The organism is Streptomyces sp. NBC_00876, assembly GCF_045207435.1.
Classification (GTDB): domain Bacteria; phylum Actinomycetota; class Actinomycetes; order Streptomycetales; family Streptomycetaceae; genus Streptomyces.
In genome coordinates this window covers 2,168,262-2,182,388 of sequence record NZ_CP108800.1, presented here as the reverse complement: position 1 = coordinate 2,182,388, position 14,127 = coordinate 2,168,262, and the positions used below count along the sequence as shown (strand labels likewise).

At 72.4% G+C, this 14,127-nt stretch carries 12 protein-coding genes and 1 riboswitch; of the genes, 8 read left to right on the top strand and 4 right to left on the bottom strand.

Translation table 11 applies throughout. The features are described 5' to 3' along the window. Positions 1 to 16: 16 nt before the first annotated feature. Positions 17 to 1,081: an anthranilate phosphoribosyltransferase gene (gene trpD / locus OG782_RS09590; RefSeq protein WP_406449287.1), complete on the top strand. Its 1,065-nt coding sequence runs from the start codon at positions 17 to 19 to the stop codon at positions 1,079 to 1,081. A gap of 83 nt (positions 1,082 to 1,164) precedes the next feature. Continuing rightward, positions 1,165 to 1,282: riboswitch (SAM riboswitch) on the top strand. 174 nt (positions 1,283 to 1,456) lie between these two features. Next, positions 1,457 to 2,833, top strand: coding sequence for an aminotransferase class V-fold PLP-dependent enzyme (locus OG782_RS09585; protein WP_406449285.1), 1,377 nt, complete (start codon positions 1,457 to 1,459; stop codon positions 2,831 to 2,833). Positions 2,834 to 2,904: 71 nt separating this feature from the next. Here the strand turns inward: OG782_RS09585 and OG782_RS09580 are convergent, their stop codons facing one another. Then, positions 2,905 to 3,186 (bottom strand): Lrp/AsnC family transcriptional regulator, encoded by a 282-nt coding sequence (locus OG782_RS09580; protein ID WP_007451244.1) that lies wholly within the window; start codon positions 3,184 to 3,186, stop codon positions 2,905 to 2,907. Beyond that, positions 3,183 to 3,920, bottom strand: coding sequence for a rhomboid family intramembrane serine protease (locus OG782_RS09575; RefSeq protein WP_406449282.1), 738 nt, complete (start codon positions 3,918 to 3,920; stop codon positions 3,183 to 3,185). The genes OG782_RS09580 and OG782_RS09575 overlap by 4 nt, the downstream gene beginning before the upstream one ends. Positions 3,921 to 4,080: 160 nt before the next feature. Between OG782_RS09575 and OG782_RS09570 the strand changes: the two genes are divergently transcribed. The 5 genes from OG782_RS09570 (at position 4,081) to OG782_RS09550 (ending at position 9,594) form a co-directional block, all read left to right on the top strand. Further along, positions 4,081 to 4,323 (top strand): hypothetical protein, encoded by a 243-nt coding sequence (locus OG782_RS09570; RefSeq protein ID WP_014156692.1) that lies wholly within the window; start codon positions 4,081 to 4,083, stop codon positions 4,321 to 4,323. A gap of 34 nt (positions 4,324 to 4,357) precedes the next feature. Beyond that, the gene (locus tag OG782_RS09565; protein ID WP_406458959.1) at positions 4,358 to 5,719 is read left to right on the top strand and encodes an NYN domain-containing protein; all 1,362 of its coding nucleotides are present in this window, start codon (positions 4,358 to 4,360) and stop codon (positions 5,717 to 5,719) included. Positions 5,720 to 6,003: 284 nt separating this feature from the next. Next, complete coding sequence (locus OG782_RS09560) at positions 6,004 to 7,029, top strand: NlpC/P60 family protein (RefSeq protein WP_406449280.1); 1,026 nt, start codon at positions 6,004 to 6,006, stop codon at positions 7,027 to 7,029. A 237-nt stretch (positions 7,030 to 7,266) separates the two neighbouring features. Further along, the gene (locus OG782_RS09555) at positions 7,267 to 8,298 is read left to right on the top strand and encodes an NlpC/P60 family protein (protein WP_406449278.1); all 1,032 of its coding nucleotides are present in this window, start codon (positions 7,267 to 7,269) and stop codon (positions 8,296 to 8,298) included. Between the two features lie 42 nt (positions 8,299 to 8,340). Continuing rightward, on the top strand, positions 8,341 to 9,594 hold the full coding sequence (locus tag OG782_RS09550; protein WP_406449276.1) for a hypothetical protein: 1,254 nt from the start codon (positions 8,341 to 8,343) through the stop codon (positions 9,592 to 9,594). Here the strand turns inward: OG782_RS09550 and OG782_RS09545 are convergent. Further along, a complete protein-coding gene (locus OG782_RS09545; protein ID WP_406449274.1) occupies positions 9,551 to 10,822 on the bottom strand; it encodes a glycosyltransferase 87 family protein in 1,272 nt (423 codons plus the stop codon). The two genes, OG782_RS09550 and OG782_RS09545, sit on opposite strands and share 44 nt — an antisense overlap. A gap of 154 nt (positions 10,823 to 10,976) precedes the next feature. On the opposite strand from OG782_RS09545, the gene OG782_RS09540 reads away from it, so the two are divergent. Beyond that, complete coding sequence (locus tag OG782_RS09540) at positions 10,977 to 12,119, top strand: glycosyltransferase family 4 protein (protein WP_406449272.1); 1,143 nt, start codon at positions 10,977 to 10,979, stop codon at positions 12,117 to 12,119. Positions 12,120 to 12,168: 49 nt separating this feature from the next. Here OG782_RS09540 and OG782_RS09535 read toward each other — a convergent pair whose 3' ends face one another. Beyond that, positions 12,169 to 13,965, bottom strand: a complete 1,797-nt coding sequence (locus OG782_RS09535) for an AMP-dependent synthetase/ligase (protein ID WP_406449270.1) — start codon at positions 13,963 to 13,965, stop codon at positions 12,169 to 12,171. Positions 13,966 to 14,127 lie beyond the last annotated feature (162 nt).

Below are 14,127 nucleotides of genomic sequence, written 5' to 3'. Positions count from 1 at the left end.
ACCCCAGGAGTGGACCATGAACGTTGTGACCCCGGTCGGCGGCGACAGCGTGGCGGCCCGTTCCTGGCCGGGCGTGCTGATCCCGCTGCTGCGCGGCGAGGACCTGAGCGCCGACGACACCGCGTGGGCGATGGACCGCATCATGAGCGGCGCGGCGACCGACGCGCAGATCGCCGGCTTCGCCGTGGCGCTCCGCGCGAAGGGCGAGACCGTCACCGAGGTGTCCGGTCTGGTCCGTGCGATGTACGAGCACGCCACCACCATCGAGGTGCCCGGCCGTACGGTCGACATCGTCGGCACCGGCGGCGACATGGCCAAGACGGTCAACATCTCCACCATGTCGGCGATCGTCGTGGCCGGAGCCGGTGCCAAGGTCGTCAAGCACGGCAACCGTGCCTCCTCGTCGGCCAGCGGTTCCTCCGACGTCCTGGGCAAGCTCGGCGTCAATCTCGACCTGCCTGCGCAGCGTGTCGTCGAGGTCGCGGAGGAGGCGGGCATCACCTTCTGCTTCGCGGTGAAGTTCCACCCGGCCCTGCGGCACGCGGCGAAGGCCCGCTCGGAGCTCGGCGCGCCGACCACGTTCAACATCCTCGGGCCGCTCACCAACCCGGCCAGGGTCCGCTCGCAGGCCATCGGTGTCGCCGACCTGCGGATGGCCCCCATCGTCGCGGGTGTCCTCGCGGAGCGCGGCAACTCCGCCCTGGTCTTCCGCGGCGACGACGGTCTGGACGAGCTGACCACCACCGCGACCTCCCGCGTCTGGGTGGCCAGGAACGGGGTGGTGCGCGAGGAGGCCTTCGACCCGCGCGACGTCGGCCTCGACCTGGTGCCGGTGGAGGCGCTGCGGGGCGCCGACGCCTCGTACAACGCCGATGTGGCCCGCCGGCTGCTCGCGGGGGAGACCGGGCCCGTACGGGACGCCGTCCTGCTCAACTCGGCGGCGGCGCTGGTCGCGCTGGACCCGGGCGAGGGGACGCTCACCGAGCAGCTGACCGCCGGTATGGCGAAGGCCGCCGAGTCCATCGACTCGGGGGCGGCCGGGCGCGCGCTGGAGAGATGGGTCGTGGCCAGCAACGCCTGAACGCACGGGATGTGAGGCAGGGCGCAGTCCGTCATACGGACTGCGCCTTGCGTGTTTCCGTACGTATGGCAAGATGCTGGGCAGGTCATGAGTGACAGCGACTACGGCCCCGGCCCGCTGTCCGGCAACCCTCCGTCCGTGGCGGGGTGCCCCGGGTGAAGACCAGGCCGCAGGCAGCGAGGTCTGCGGCAAGCGCGGACCCCTCGACATCGTGAGATGTCCACCCGTGGGGTCCTGGTCCTCAGGGAGCCTCTTGTGAGCAAGCGAATGCGATAGGGCTTTTCGGCCCTCCTCCGCACACCCCTCTTTCTTCCTTCCGTGCTGCCGCGTATCCGCAGGCACGCGGAATTCGCCTGCCTGTTACGGGAGTTCGCCATGTCTGTCTTCACCGCTGCCACCGACCAGTCCATTTGTGCGCCTCTGCCGGTTCTGGGCAAGGATGTGACGGTTCCGCTGGTCACCGGCGGTGAGGTCACCTACGCCGCGCTGGACTACGCCGCCAGCGCCCCGGCCCTGCAGCGGGTGTGGGACGACGTCGCCGCCTACGCCCCGTACTACGGCAGCGTCCACCGCGGTGCCGGATACCTCTCGCAGCTCTCCACGGACCTCTTCGAGTCCAGCCGCGTCACCGTCGCGGAGTTCCTCGGCTGCCGCCCCGACGACCAGGTGATCTTCACCCGGTCGACCACGGACTCGCTCAACCTGCTGGCCGCGGCCGTGCCCGCCGACTGCCAGGTGTTCGTGTACGAGACCGAGCACCACGCCTCGCTGCTGCCCTGGCGCGACGCCCGGGTGACGTACCTGAACGCCCCGCGCACCCCGGCCCAGGCCGTCGCCACGCTCGAGCGGGCGCTCGCCGACCGGGACCCCTACGGCCCCGCGCTGGTCTGCGTCACCGGCGCCTCCAACGTCACCGGCGAGCTGTGGCCGGTCAAGGAGCTCGCCGCCGCCGCGCACGCCCATGGCGCACGGATCGTGCTGGACGCCGCCCAGCTCGCCCCGCACCACCCCGTCGACATCGCCGAGCTGGACGTCGACTGGGTCGCCTTCTCCGGACACAAGCTGTACGCGCCGTTCGGCTCGGGCGTCCTCGCCGGCCGCTCCGACTGGCTGCGCGACGCCGAGCCCTACCTGGCCGGCGGCGGCGCCTCCCGCAAGGTCGCCCGGCGCACCGACGGCGGGGTGGACGTCGAGTGGCACACCACCGCCGCCCGCCACGAGGCCGGCTCGCCCAACGTCATCGGCGTCTACTCCATCGCCTCCGCCTGCAAGGCGCTCACCGAGGCCGGATTCGACAGCCTGGTCGCCCGCGAGCAGCAGCTGGTCTCCGCGGTCCGCGCCGGACTCGCCGAGGTGCCCGAGGTCAAGGTGCTCTCGCTGTTCGGCGACGACGCCCCGCGGGTCGGCGTCATCTCCTTCGTGGTGGAGGGCTGGAACAGCTCGCACTTCGCCGCGGCGCTCTCCGCCGAGTACGGCATCGGGGTGCGCGACGGCCTGTTCTGCGCCCACCCGCTGGTGCGCACCCTGCTCGGCAGCGACCCGCAGGACGTCGGCGAGTGCGGCGCGCCGGAGGCCGAGCCGGGTGAGCGGTCCCTCAACGCGATCCGGGTCAGCTTCGGCGCCGGTACGCCGGACGAGCACATCGAGCGTTTCCTGCGGGCCGTCGGGGAGCTCGTCAGCGAGGGCGCCCAGTGGAAGTACCGCACCGAGGACGGCCGTTGCGTCCCGGACCGGGGCACGGCGCAGATCTGAGGCCCGTCAGCACGTGGGGCCGGGTACGGACAGCTGTCCGTACCCGGCCCCACGTGCTGACGCCTAGGCGTCTAGGCGTCCAGACCGATGGCGAAGGCCGCCTCCAGGTCGTGCTGCGAGTACGTACGGAACGCCACGTGGGTGTCGGTTCCCTCGACACCGGGGATCTTGCTGATCCGGCCGGGGATGACATCGGCGAGATCGTCGTGCTTGGCCACCCGGACCATGGCGATCAGGTCGTACGTACCGGTGACCGAGAAGACCTCGCTGACGCTGTCCAGGGCCGCGATGGCCTCGGCGATCTCGGGAATCCGGTCCACGCTGGTTTTGATGAGCACGATCGCGGTGATCACGGCTGGCTTTCTCCCTCGGTGGCCGTGGCTGGAGACTTCACTCTAGCCTCACGCCGGTAGCGCCCCCAGGCGTAGAGGAAGCCGGTGGCGAAGCCGACGACATGGGCGAGGTAGGCCACCCCCGGGCCGCTGCCCGCACCCTGCGCCGCCAGCCACTGCAGGACGAACCAGAAGATCAGCACGATCCAGGCCGGGAAGCGCAGCGGCAGGAAGAGCAGGAACGGGAACACGCTGGTGACCCGGGCTCTGGGGAAGAGATAGAGGAAGGCCCCGAGCACCGCGGAGATCGCCCCCGACGCGCCGACGAGCGTCTGGTCGGACGTGGCGTGCGCGGCCGCGTAGGCGAGCAGGGCCAGGTAGCCGCAGCCGAGGTAGAAGCAGGCGAACTCGGTGTGCCCCATGCGCTCCTCGGCCATCGCTCCGAACACGTACAGGAACAGCATGTTGCCCAGCAGGTGCAGCCAGCTGCCGTGCACGAAGAGCGCGGTGAGCGGGGTGAGCAGGGCGTGCGCCGAGCCGTCCCACAGTTCGCCCGGGATCACACCCCAGCGTTCGAAGTACCCCGCCTGAGCGCTGAGCAGGGCGTCCCCGGTGCCGTACACCGGGTTGAGTCCGGAGAGCGGGCTGATCACGAAGGCCACACAGCACAGCGAGATGAGGGTGTACGTCACCGGCGGTCCGCCCGAGGTGGCCGCGCGCAGGAGTCTGCCGGCCGCAGCCCGCCGATCGATCATGAACAGAGCATGACGCAAGCGGAGGGAACGGGACAGAGCGCCTCGCCGTGCCGGCGGGATGCGCCGAGGCCGTAGGCTGACGACAGGACATCCGCAGTTCGACGGTGCACCGCGAGATCCTTGTCCGGCAGCACGAGGCTCGAGATAAGAGGACACAACGATGACGACGGTTCCCCAGCCGACCGACGGGACCCGCTGGCGCTGCACGCTCTGCGGAAACCTGACGCGATTCGATGTGACGCGCTCGTCCAAGGTCGTCGAGTACGTCCATCTCGACCTGGCCGGGGAATCGAGCGTCGAGGAACGCGAGGTGGTCAGTGAGACCATCGAGTCGGTGCGCTGTCGTTGGTGCAACGCGGTGGACCAGATCGAACTAGTCGACAGGCCGGGTGCCGACTCCTGACGGGGCCGTGCGGACAAACATGAGGTGACGGATGGTGGAGCAGCCCGCGGGCGGCGCCGCGTCGGCCGAAGCGGCCGATGACGCCGTGGAGGCGCTCGACCGCCCGCTGCCCGAAGGAGTGCGGCGCCGGGTCGTCGCGCTGGTCTCGGACGCGTTCGGCGGCCTCACCGTCACCGAACTTCCGGCCCAGCTCCGGCAGTACGCCCGTTTCACGCCGACCCGGCGCGCCAAGTTCGCCGGGAACGCCATGGCGGCCGCGCTCGAGGGCGACGCTGCGTTCCGCCGGCGCATCGGTGAACGGCTCAGGGAGACGCAGCCGGAGCTGGCCGCCGCCCTGGAGGCGGGTTCACCGCCCGCCGCCGCCGACCCCGTCGACGTGGCCGCCGCGGCCTATGTGCTGCGTCCGGCGGGCTGGGCGAAGCTGGTCGCCGCCGCGGGCGAGGAGGTCCAGCGGGCCGACGCCGAGCGGGCCGACGAGGAGAGCCGGCTCGAACTGGAACGGCTGCGCGAGGAACTCGACCGGGCCCGGTCCCAGACGAAGAGCGAGACGGAACGGCTCCGCGTCGAACTGGACGCGGCCCGCAAGGAGGCCGAGTCGCTGCAGCGCAAACTGCGCAGCGCGGCCAACGAGGTGAAGCGCGGCGAGGCGGCGCTGCGCCGGGGCAGGGCCGAGAGCGACGCCGTAAGGGCCGAGGCGGCCGCCCAGGTGTCCGCGGCCGAGAGCGAGACCCGGCGGCTGCGGGCGCGGCTCGGCGAGGCGGAGGCGTCCGCCGAGGCGGGTCGCAGGGCCGCAAGGGAGGGGCGCTCCGTCGAGGACATGCGGCTGCGGCTGCTGCTCGACACGGTGCTCGACGCGGCCTCCGGGCTGCGGCGCGAACTGGCCCTGCCGCCCTCGTCGATGCGTCCCGCGGACGGTGTCGACGCGGTCGAGCCGGGGCGGATGTCGCCCAAGGACATCGCGGCCAGGGCTCTTTCGGAGACCGATCCGGCGCTGCTGGACCAGTTGCTGGCGCTTCCGCAGGCCCATCTGATCGTGGACGGCTACAACGTCACCAAGACCGGCTACCCCCAGATGCCGCTGGAGAAGCAGCGGTTGCGGCTGCTGGGAGGTCTGTCGATGCTGGCGGCCCAGACGGGCGCCGAGATGACCTGTGTCTTCGACGGGGCCGAGCTGGCCGCGCCGGTGCTGCTCGCGCCGCCGCGCGGGGTGCGGGTGCTGTTCAGCAAGCCGGGTGTCACGGCCGACGAGCTCATCCGTCAACTGGCGCGCGCCGAGCCGTCCGGACGGCCGGTCGTGGTGGTCTCCACCGACCGCGAGGTGGCCGACGGCGTGGCGAAGGCGGGAGCCAGGCCCGTTGCGTCCGCCTTGCTCCTGAAGCGGCTTTCGCGCGTCTAGCGGGATTTGTTGAGACTTGCCGGAAATGACGGAACGGACCGTCAAGTCGCCGCTACGCGCCGTGTGATGTGGGTAAAGAAGTGCCTGCTGCGGCGAGATTTTTCCTGTGGGGATTTGAACTGATCACAAGATGGTCACTAAGGTCGGGCCTCGAACCTTCGCACGGTTGATCACCCATCCGGGGTGGCAGTGAAGGAACCGCCGAGGCCGTGACGTCACGGAGCCGGGGATCTCATCCTCCCCGGAACCCGGTAGGCGGCTCGAGGAAGAAGGAGCTCGCCTTCGTGGGGTCCCACCGTCGTCCCAAGCCGCCGAGCCGCACCCGCGTGACCGTGCTCACCGCGACCGCCGCCGCGGCCGTGGCCCTGACCTCCCAGGCCGCGCACGCCGACCCCAAGCCGACCAAGAGCGAGGTCAAGGCGAAGGTCGACAAGCTCTACCACGAGGCGGAGGCGGCCACCGAGCTGTACAGCGGGGCCAAGGAGAAGCAGGAGAAGCTCGAGAAGCAGATCGGCGCACTCCAGGACAAGGTGGCCCGCGGTCAGGAGGAGCTCAACACGCTCCGCTCCGGCCTCGGTTCCCTCGCCGCCGCGCAGTACCGCTCCGGAGGCATCGACCCCTCCGTGCAGCTCTTCCTCGCTTCGGACCCGGACAGTTTCCTCGACCAGGCCTCCGCGCTGGACCAGCTGACGGGCAAGCAGGCCGAGTCGCTGGCGAAGGTCCAGGAGAAGCAGCGGGCCCTCGCGCAGGAGCGCAAGGAGGCCCAGGACAAGCTGAGCGACCTCGCCGACGTCCGCAAGACACTCGGTGAGAAGAAGAAGCAGCAGCAGACCAAGCTCGCCGAGGCGCAGAAGCTGCTCAACACCCTCACCGCCGCCGAGCGCGCGAAGATGCGCCAGGACGACCAGCGCGCCAGCCGCGCCGCCGGTGAGCGGGTCGACCTCGGCAACGAGGCCCCCGCCTCCGCGCTCGGCGCCGCCGCGCTCCAGGCCGCCAGCACCCGGGTGGGCATGCCGTACGCCTACGGGCACACCGGCCCCAGTTCCTTCGACTGCTCGGGTCTGACCCAGTGGGCCTACGCCCAGGCCGGTGCCAACATCACCCGCGTCACGCAGACCCAGATCAACCAGGGCACCCAGATCGCCCGCAGCCAGCTCAAGCCGGGCGACCTGGTCTTCTTCAGCAACACCTCGCACGTGGGCCTCTACGCGGGCAACAACACCGTGCTGCACGCGCCGAAGCCGGGCGCCTACGTGCGCTACGAGTCGATGAACACCATCGGGGCCTACCAGACCGCGGTGCGCATCTGACCACGCCCGAACGGGCGAATTCCCGCGCCCCGTACTGACGGCCGCCCCGCCGGAGACCACAGGTCACCGGTGGGGCGCCGCTGTGTGCGCCTCCTGTGCGACCGGCGCGGCCTTCGTCCGCTCCGTGATCGCGCGACTACTGTCTGCCTGCTGTGCAGCTCCCGTTCGTCGGTCCGCCCGCCCCGGGTGGCAGGGGCTGCGCGCGTCTGCGTACAGCGGAAGGGAGTGCGGCGTCCTGTGGTGTCCCATCGCCGTTCCACACAGCCCGGCGTCAGCCGGAGCGTCCGGGTCACTGTCCTGTCGGCCGCGGCGGCGACCGCTGCCGCCGCGCTCGGCGCGGCCACCGCGAACGCCGAGCCCCATGACACCCCGCAGGCCGCCGGCGCCCGGGTCGACCGCCTCTTCGCCGAGGCCGAGCGGGCCACCGAGCAGTACAACGAAGCGGGTGAGAACGCCGGACGGCTGCGCGGTGAGGTGAGCCGCGCCCAGGACCGGGCCGCCCGGGGCCAGGAGCGGATCAACCGGATGCGTACGGAGCTCGGCTCCGCCGTCCGTGCGCAGTACCGTTCCGGCGGCATCGACCCCTCGCTCGCGCTGCTGCTCTCCTCCGACCCCGACACCTACCTCGACCGGGCCGCCGCCCTGGGCCGGGTGAACGACCACCGGGCCACCGTCCTGGCCGGACTGCTCAGGGCCCAGCGGGCGCTCGCCCAGACGCGTGCGGAGGCTGCCCGCTCGCTCGCCGGACTGGAGCGCAACCGCGAGGCTGTCGCCCGCCACAAGCGGACCGTCGAGCGCAAGCTCACCGAGGCCAGGCGGGTGCTGAAGTCGCTGCCCGGCGCCGACCGGGCGGCCTTCGAACGGGCCTCGCGCACCGGCCGCGGCATCGGGGCCGGTCCGGCGGCCGGTCTGCCCGCGGGCTCGGCGCGGGCGGCAGCCGCCGTCATGGCCGTTCAGCGGGCGCTGGGCCGCCCGTACGTCTGGGGCGCGAACGGACCCTCCGGGTTCGACTGTTCCGGGCTGATGCAGTGGGCGTACGCCCAGGCCGGGGTGAGCCTGCCGCGGACCTCCCAGGCCCAGCGGTACGCCGGCCGCATGGTGCCGCTGTCCGAGGCCCGCCCCGGAGACCTGGTCACCTACCGGGCGGACGCCAGCCACATCGGGATGTACGTCGGCAACGGCCAGGTCATCCACGCCCCGTACCCGGGCGCCCCGGTCCGCTACGACCCGGTCGGCATGATGCCGGTGTCCTCGGTCACCCGGGTCTGACCTTCTGCTCGGATACCCGGGACAGCCCTTACCCTCGGTCCTGTGGCTGATCAGGGGCGTACCGCGGGGCGGGCGCGCGGTGGACGACGGCGCGCGGCGGGTGCCGTGCTCGCCGCGCTTCTGTGCGCGGCCGCCTGCACGGCCCCGGGGGACCGGGCCCCCGACACCGCCGCCCGCGACATCCGCGCCACGCTGGAGCGCCGTGCCGCCGCCGTGCTGGACCACGACCCTGCCGCCTACGCCGCCGTCGTGGACCCGGACGCCACGGCCCTGCGGGCCGCCCAGCGCCGGGAGATCGGCCACCTCGCGGACGTGCCGATCGGCTCCTGGACGTACCGCCTGACGGACCTCGCCGCGCACGGCGCCGACCGGGCCACCGCCGACGTCCGGCTCGGCTACCGGATCAAGGGATACGACAGCGCGCCGGTCTCCGTCGACCGGGTGCTCGCCCTGGAGCGGGACCCGGCGGACGGACGCTGGTACATCACCGCGGACGAGGCCGCCGACGGCGGGGGCAGGCAGCTCTGGGAACAGGGCGACATCGAGGTGGTGCGCGGCACGCACAGCCTGGTGCTGGGCGTCGGCCGCTCCCGGGAGGAGCTGGACGGGATCGCCGCCACCGCGGACCGGGCGGTGCCCGACGTCTCCGCCGCCTGGCCGGAGCGCTGGGCCGGGCGGGTGGTGGTGCTGGTCCCGGACACCGTGAAGGACATGGCGGAGCTGCTCGGATCGCCCGCCGCGAACTACCGGGGCATAGCGGCCGTCACCACCGGCGAGACCGGGGGCTCCGGTAAGGCGCCCGCCGACCGGGTGATCGTCAACCCGGAGGCGTACGCGATGCTCGGCGCCTTCGGGCAGAGCGTCGTCCTCACCCACGAGACCACCCATGTGGCCACCCGTACCCGCACCTCCGCGGCCACCCCGGCCTGGCTCTCCGAGGGCTTCGCGGACTGGGCGGCCTACCGGGACCAGGAGCGCACCGCCGACGAGATCGCGCCCGAACTGGCCGAGGCCGTCCGCGGCGGCGACGTGCCCGCCGCGCTGCCCACCGACGAGGACTTCGGCTTCGCCGGTGACGCGGACCGGCTGGCGAGGGCGTACGAGGGCGGCTGGCTGGCCTGCGAGCTCATCGCCGACCACTGGGGCGAGGCGAAGCTGTTCGCCTTCTACCGGGCCGTCGGGGGGCACCCGGGGCGCGACGGAGCGGTGGAGCAGGCCCTGCACGAGGTGCTCGGCACGGATCCGCAGGACTTCACGGTGCGCTGGCGGGAGTATCTGGAGAGCCGGCTCGGCTGAGCGGGGGCGCGGCGGGTGCCGTGCCCCCGGCCGGGACAGCGCCGGCCGGGCCGCGCACCGTGTCCCGCCACAGCCGCGCGCACGCGACCAGACACGCCGCGACCAGCAGCCCGTTGCGCAGGAACATCAGGGTCACGCCCGTCGCGTCGCTGGTCACCACATGGATGAAGCCGAGCGGGAACTCCAGCTGGGTGACGCCCGTCGCCACCAGCACCAGACCGGCCGGCCAGGCCATCCGGCTCTCCCGGAAGACCAGGCACACCGCGGCCAGCCCGACCAGCCACAGCATGTACTGGGGGCTGATCACCCGGCTCGTGGTGGTGAACAGCAGCACCGCGGTGAACGCCGCGTCCGCCGGCGTACTCACCCCGAACGTGCGCGCCCGCAGCCGCCACACCAGCAGCCAGCCGAACGCGATCACGCTCAGCCCCAGCGCGAGCGTGCTCACCAGCGGCACGTGCGGACCGAGGAACTCCAGCGACCCGTAGTGCAGCTCCACCCGGCCCTGCCAGCCGAACTGCCGGGCCACATGGAAGACCAGCGCCCCCAGTGACTCGACCTCGGTGCCCCGGTCGCGCTGGAAGCCCAGGAACGCCAGCGCGCCCGGCGCCGCCGCGGTGCACAGCACCAGCAGCCCGGCCGCCACCCCGGCCGCCGTCGTCCACGCCAGACGCGTCCGGCGCCCGGGGGCCGTACCGGCGAGCAGCAGCACCGGCCACACCTTCAGCAGCGCCCCGAACGCCGCCAGCGCGCCCAGCACCCGCGGACGGCGCACCCCGGCCAGCAGCGCGGCCACCGCGACCGCCGTCACCATCACGTCGTACCGGGCGTACGCGGTCGTGCCGAGCAGCGGCACCCCCGCCACCCACACCCACACCCCGGCCGTCCGCCGGGCGGCGCCCCGGCTCGCGTACATCAGCAGACCGAGCACCAGCGCGTCGCACAGGAACGCCAGGACGAAGAAGGCCGAGGCGTAGTCCAGGAAGGGCAGCAGGGCGGGGGAGAGGATCGCCAGCGCCGCGACCGGCGGGTACTGCCAGGTGACATCGGACTGCGGATAGCTGCCCGACCTCAGCACGTCGTACCAGCCGTGGTAGATCACCGACACATCGCTCGTCACGTCCGGGCCCGGCAGCGTGATCACCTTGATGACACAGAGCAGCAGCAGAGCTCTGGTGAGTGCCCACACCGCGAACGCCGCCGGACGTGTGCCGCTCGAACCCGTCATGCCCTGCCCTCGTCCGTCGTGTCGGTCGTACGAGGAGCCATGATGCCCGGCCCGTCCGTGCGCGGGCCGCAGGGCCCGGTCCCGGTCGCCCCGTGGCGTCGCGGCGCAGCTCGGACCGGGCCGCGGGCAGGGCTGCCCGGTACTGTCGGCGGCGATGGACAAGACCTTGATCGTGACCAATGACTTCCCGCCCCGCCCCGGTGGCATCCAGGCGTTCCTGCACAACATGGCGCTCCGGCTGGACCCGGAACGGATCGTCGTCTACGCCTCCACCTGGAAACGCGGCCCCGAGGGCGCGGCGGCCACCGCCGCGTTCGACGCGGAGCAGCCCTTCACCGTGGTCCGCGACCGTACGACGATGCTGCTGCCGACCCCGCGCGTCACCCGGCGCGCCGTGCAGCTGCTGCGCAGCCACGGCTGTTCGTCCGTCTGGTTCGGCGCCGCGGCCCCGCTGGGGCTGATGGCACCGGCGCTGCGCCGGGCCGGCGCCCGCCGGCTGGTGGCCACCACCCACGGGCACGAGGCCGGCTGGGCGCAGCTGCCCGCCTCCCGGCAGCTGCTGCGGCGGATCGGCGAGTCCACGGACACCATCACCTACCTCGGCGAGTACACCCGCTCCCGGATCGCCGCCGCGCTCACCCCGGCCGCCGCCGGCCGCATGGTGCAGCTGCCGCCCGGCGTCGACGAGAAGACCTTCCACCCGGACTCCGGCGGCGACCGCGTCAGGGCCCGGCTCGGGCTCACCGACCGGCCCGTCGCCGTCTGTGTGTCCCGGCTGGTGCCCCGCAAGGGCCAGGACACCCTGATTCTCGCGATGCCCGCGATCCTGGCCCGGGTGCCCGACGCGGTCCTGCTGATCGTCGGCGGCGGACCGTACGCCGGGGACCTGGAGAAGCTGGCCGAGCGGACCGGGGTGCTGGACTCGGTGCGGTTCACCGGACCGGTGCCGTGGGAGGAGCTGCCCGCGCACTACGGGGCCGGTGACGTCTTCGCGATGCCGTGCCGCACCCGGCGCGGTGGCCTGGACGTGGAGGGCCTCGGGATCGTCTACCTGGAGGCGTCCGCGACCGGGCTGCCGGTGGTGGCGGGCGACTCGGGCGGCGCTCCGGACGCGGTGCTCGACGGCGAGAGCGGGTGGGTGGTGCGCGGCGGTTCGGCCGAGGAGTCGGCGGAGCGGATCGTCGCGCTGCTCGGTGACGCGGAGCTGCGCCGGCGGATGGGGGAGCGGGGCAGGGCCTGGGTCGAGGAGAAGTGGCGCTGGGACCTGCTGGCGGAGCGGCTCAGGGAACTGCTCTGAACGTGCGAAGGGGCCCGCAGAGCGGGCCCCTTCGCACGCGGCACAGGCGTCAGGCGCGGTAGATCGACTCCACCTCGTCGGCGAAGTCCTTCGCCACGACGTTCCGCTTCAGCTTCAGCGACGGCGTGATGTGGCCCGCCTCCTCGGTGAACTGGGCGGCCAGGATGCGGAACTTGCGCACCGACTCGGCCTTGGACACGGCGGCGTTGCCGTCGTCGATCGCACGCTGCACCTCGGCCAGCAGCTCCGGGTCCTCGCGCAGCGACACGGCCGTCGATCCGGCCGGCTTGCCGTGCTCCTCGGCCCAGTGGCGCAGGAACTCCTCGTCCAGCGTGACCAGGGCGCCCACGAACGGGCGGCCGTCGCCGACCACCATGCACTCCGCCACCAGGGCGTGCCCGCGGATGCGGTCCTCGATGACGGCGGGGGCGACGTTCTTGCCGCCGGCCGTGACGATGATCTCCTTCTTGCGGCCGGTGATCGCGAGGTAGCCGTCCTCGTCGAGGGTGCCGATGTCACCGGTGTGGAACCAGCCGTCGGCGAGCGCCTCGGCCGTCGCCGTCTCGTTGTTCCAGTAGCCGGAGAACAGGTGCTCGCCGTGGAGCAGCACCTCGCCGTCGTCGGCGATGCGCACGACGGAGCCGGGCAGCGGCTGGCCGACCGTACCGATCTTCTGCCGGTCCCACGGGTTGAAGGCGGTGGCCGCGCACGTCTCGGTCAGGCCGTAGCCCTCCAGGACGGTGAAGCCGATACCGCGGTAGAAGTGGCCGAGCCGCTCACCGAGCGGCGCACCGCCGGAGATCGCGTACTCGCCGCGTCCGCCGAGCACGGCCCGCAGCTTGCTGTAGACCAGCCGGTCGAAGACCTTGTGCTTGAACTTCAGGCCCATCGACGGCCCCTGAGGCGTGCCCAGCGCGCGGCTGTAGGCGATCGCCGTGTTCGCGGCCTTGTCGAAGATCTTGCCCTTGCCGTCGGCCTGCGCCTTGGCCCGCGCCGAGTTGTAGACCTTCTCGAAGACCCGCGGCACCCCGAGGATCAGGGTCGGCCGGAACGAGGCCAGTTCGTCGGTGAGGTTCTTGATGTCCGGTACGCAGCCGAGCTTGATCGGGGCCATCACCGAGGCGACCTCGACCAGCCGTCCGAAGACGTGCGCGGCGGGCAGGAAGAGCAGGACGGAGCATTCGCCGGTACGGAAGAGGGGCTTGAGCCGCTCCACCACGTTGCCGCACTCCGCGAAGAAGCTGCGGTGCGTCAGCACACAGCCCTTGGGGCGGCCGGTGGTGCCCGAGGTGTAGACGATGGTGGCCGGGTCGTCGGCGCGGGCGCTCACGCTGCGCAGGTCCACGGTCTCCTCGGAGACCTCGGCGCCGGAAGCCGTGAGCGCGTCGACCGCGCCCTTGTCGATCTGCCACACATGGCGCAGCTCAGGCAGCCGGTCGCGCACCGAGGCCACGGCCTCGGCGTGCGCGTCGCTCTCCACCAGGACCGCGACCGCTCCGGAGTCGCCGAGGATCCACTGGACCTGCTCGGCGGAGCTGGTCTCGTACACCGGCACGGTGACGGCGCCCGCGCTCCAGATCGCGAAGTCCAGCTGCACCCACTCGTAGCGGGTGCGGGACATCAGGGCGACCCGGTCGCCGGGCTCGACACCGGCGGCGATCAGTCCCTTGGCGGCGGCCCTGACCTCGGCCAGGAACCGTGTGGCGGTGACGTCCGTCCAGACGCCCGCCACTTTGCGGCTCATCACCGCGACATCGGGATGCTGAGCGGCATTGCGGCGGATGAGATCCGTCAGGTTGCCGTCCGAGGGGACCTCGTACAGGGCCGGAAGGCTGAACTCGCGCAAGACTGCTGCTCCTCATCGGGCTCCGGTGCCACGGCTCTGTGTGACGCACCGGCGCGGTCCGAGACGGCGGGTGCTCAGTGGGGTGAGCACGACTGGACTGCCCGGACGTTACCCACCAGTACTCGGTTCCGGATAGGGGGTTCCGGCCAGATGTCTTATGCA

What these genes read in the sequence shown, in the direction of transcription:
- OG782_RS09540 (WP_406449272.1), top strand. Translation starts at nt 10,977, where the DNA reads ATGGACAAGACCTTGATCGTGACCAATGACTTCCCGCCCCGCCCCGGT.
- OG782_RS09545 (WP_406449274.1), bottom strand. Translation starts at nt 10,822, where the DNA reads ATGACGGGTTCGAGCGGCACACGTCCGGCGGCGTTCGCGGTGTGGGCA.
- OG782_RS09575 (WP_406449282.1), bottom strand. Translation starts at nt 3,920, where the DNA reads ATGATCGATCGGCGGGCTGCGGCCGGCAGACTCCTGCGCGCGGCCACC.
- OG782_RS09570 (WP_014156692.1), top strand. Translation starts at nt 4,081, where the DNA reads ATGACGACGGTTCCCCAGCCGACCGACGGGACCCGCTGGCGCTGCACG.
- OG782_RS09585 (WP_406449285.1), top strand. Translation starts at nt 1,457, where the DNA reads ATGTCTGTCTTCACCGCTGCCACCGACCAGTCCATTTGTGCGCCTCTG.
- trpD (WP_406449287.1), top strand. Translation starts at nt 17, where the DNA reads ATGAACGTTGTGACCCCGGTCGGCGGCGACAGCGTGGCGGCCCGTTCC.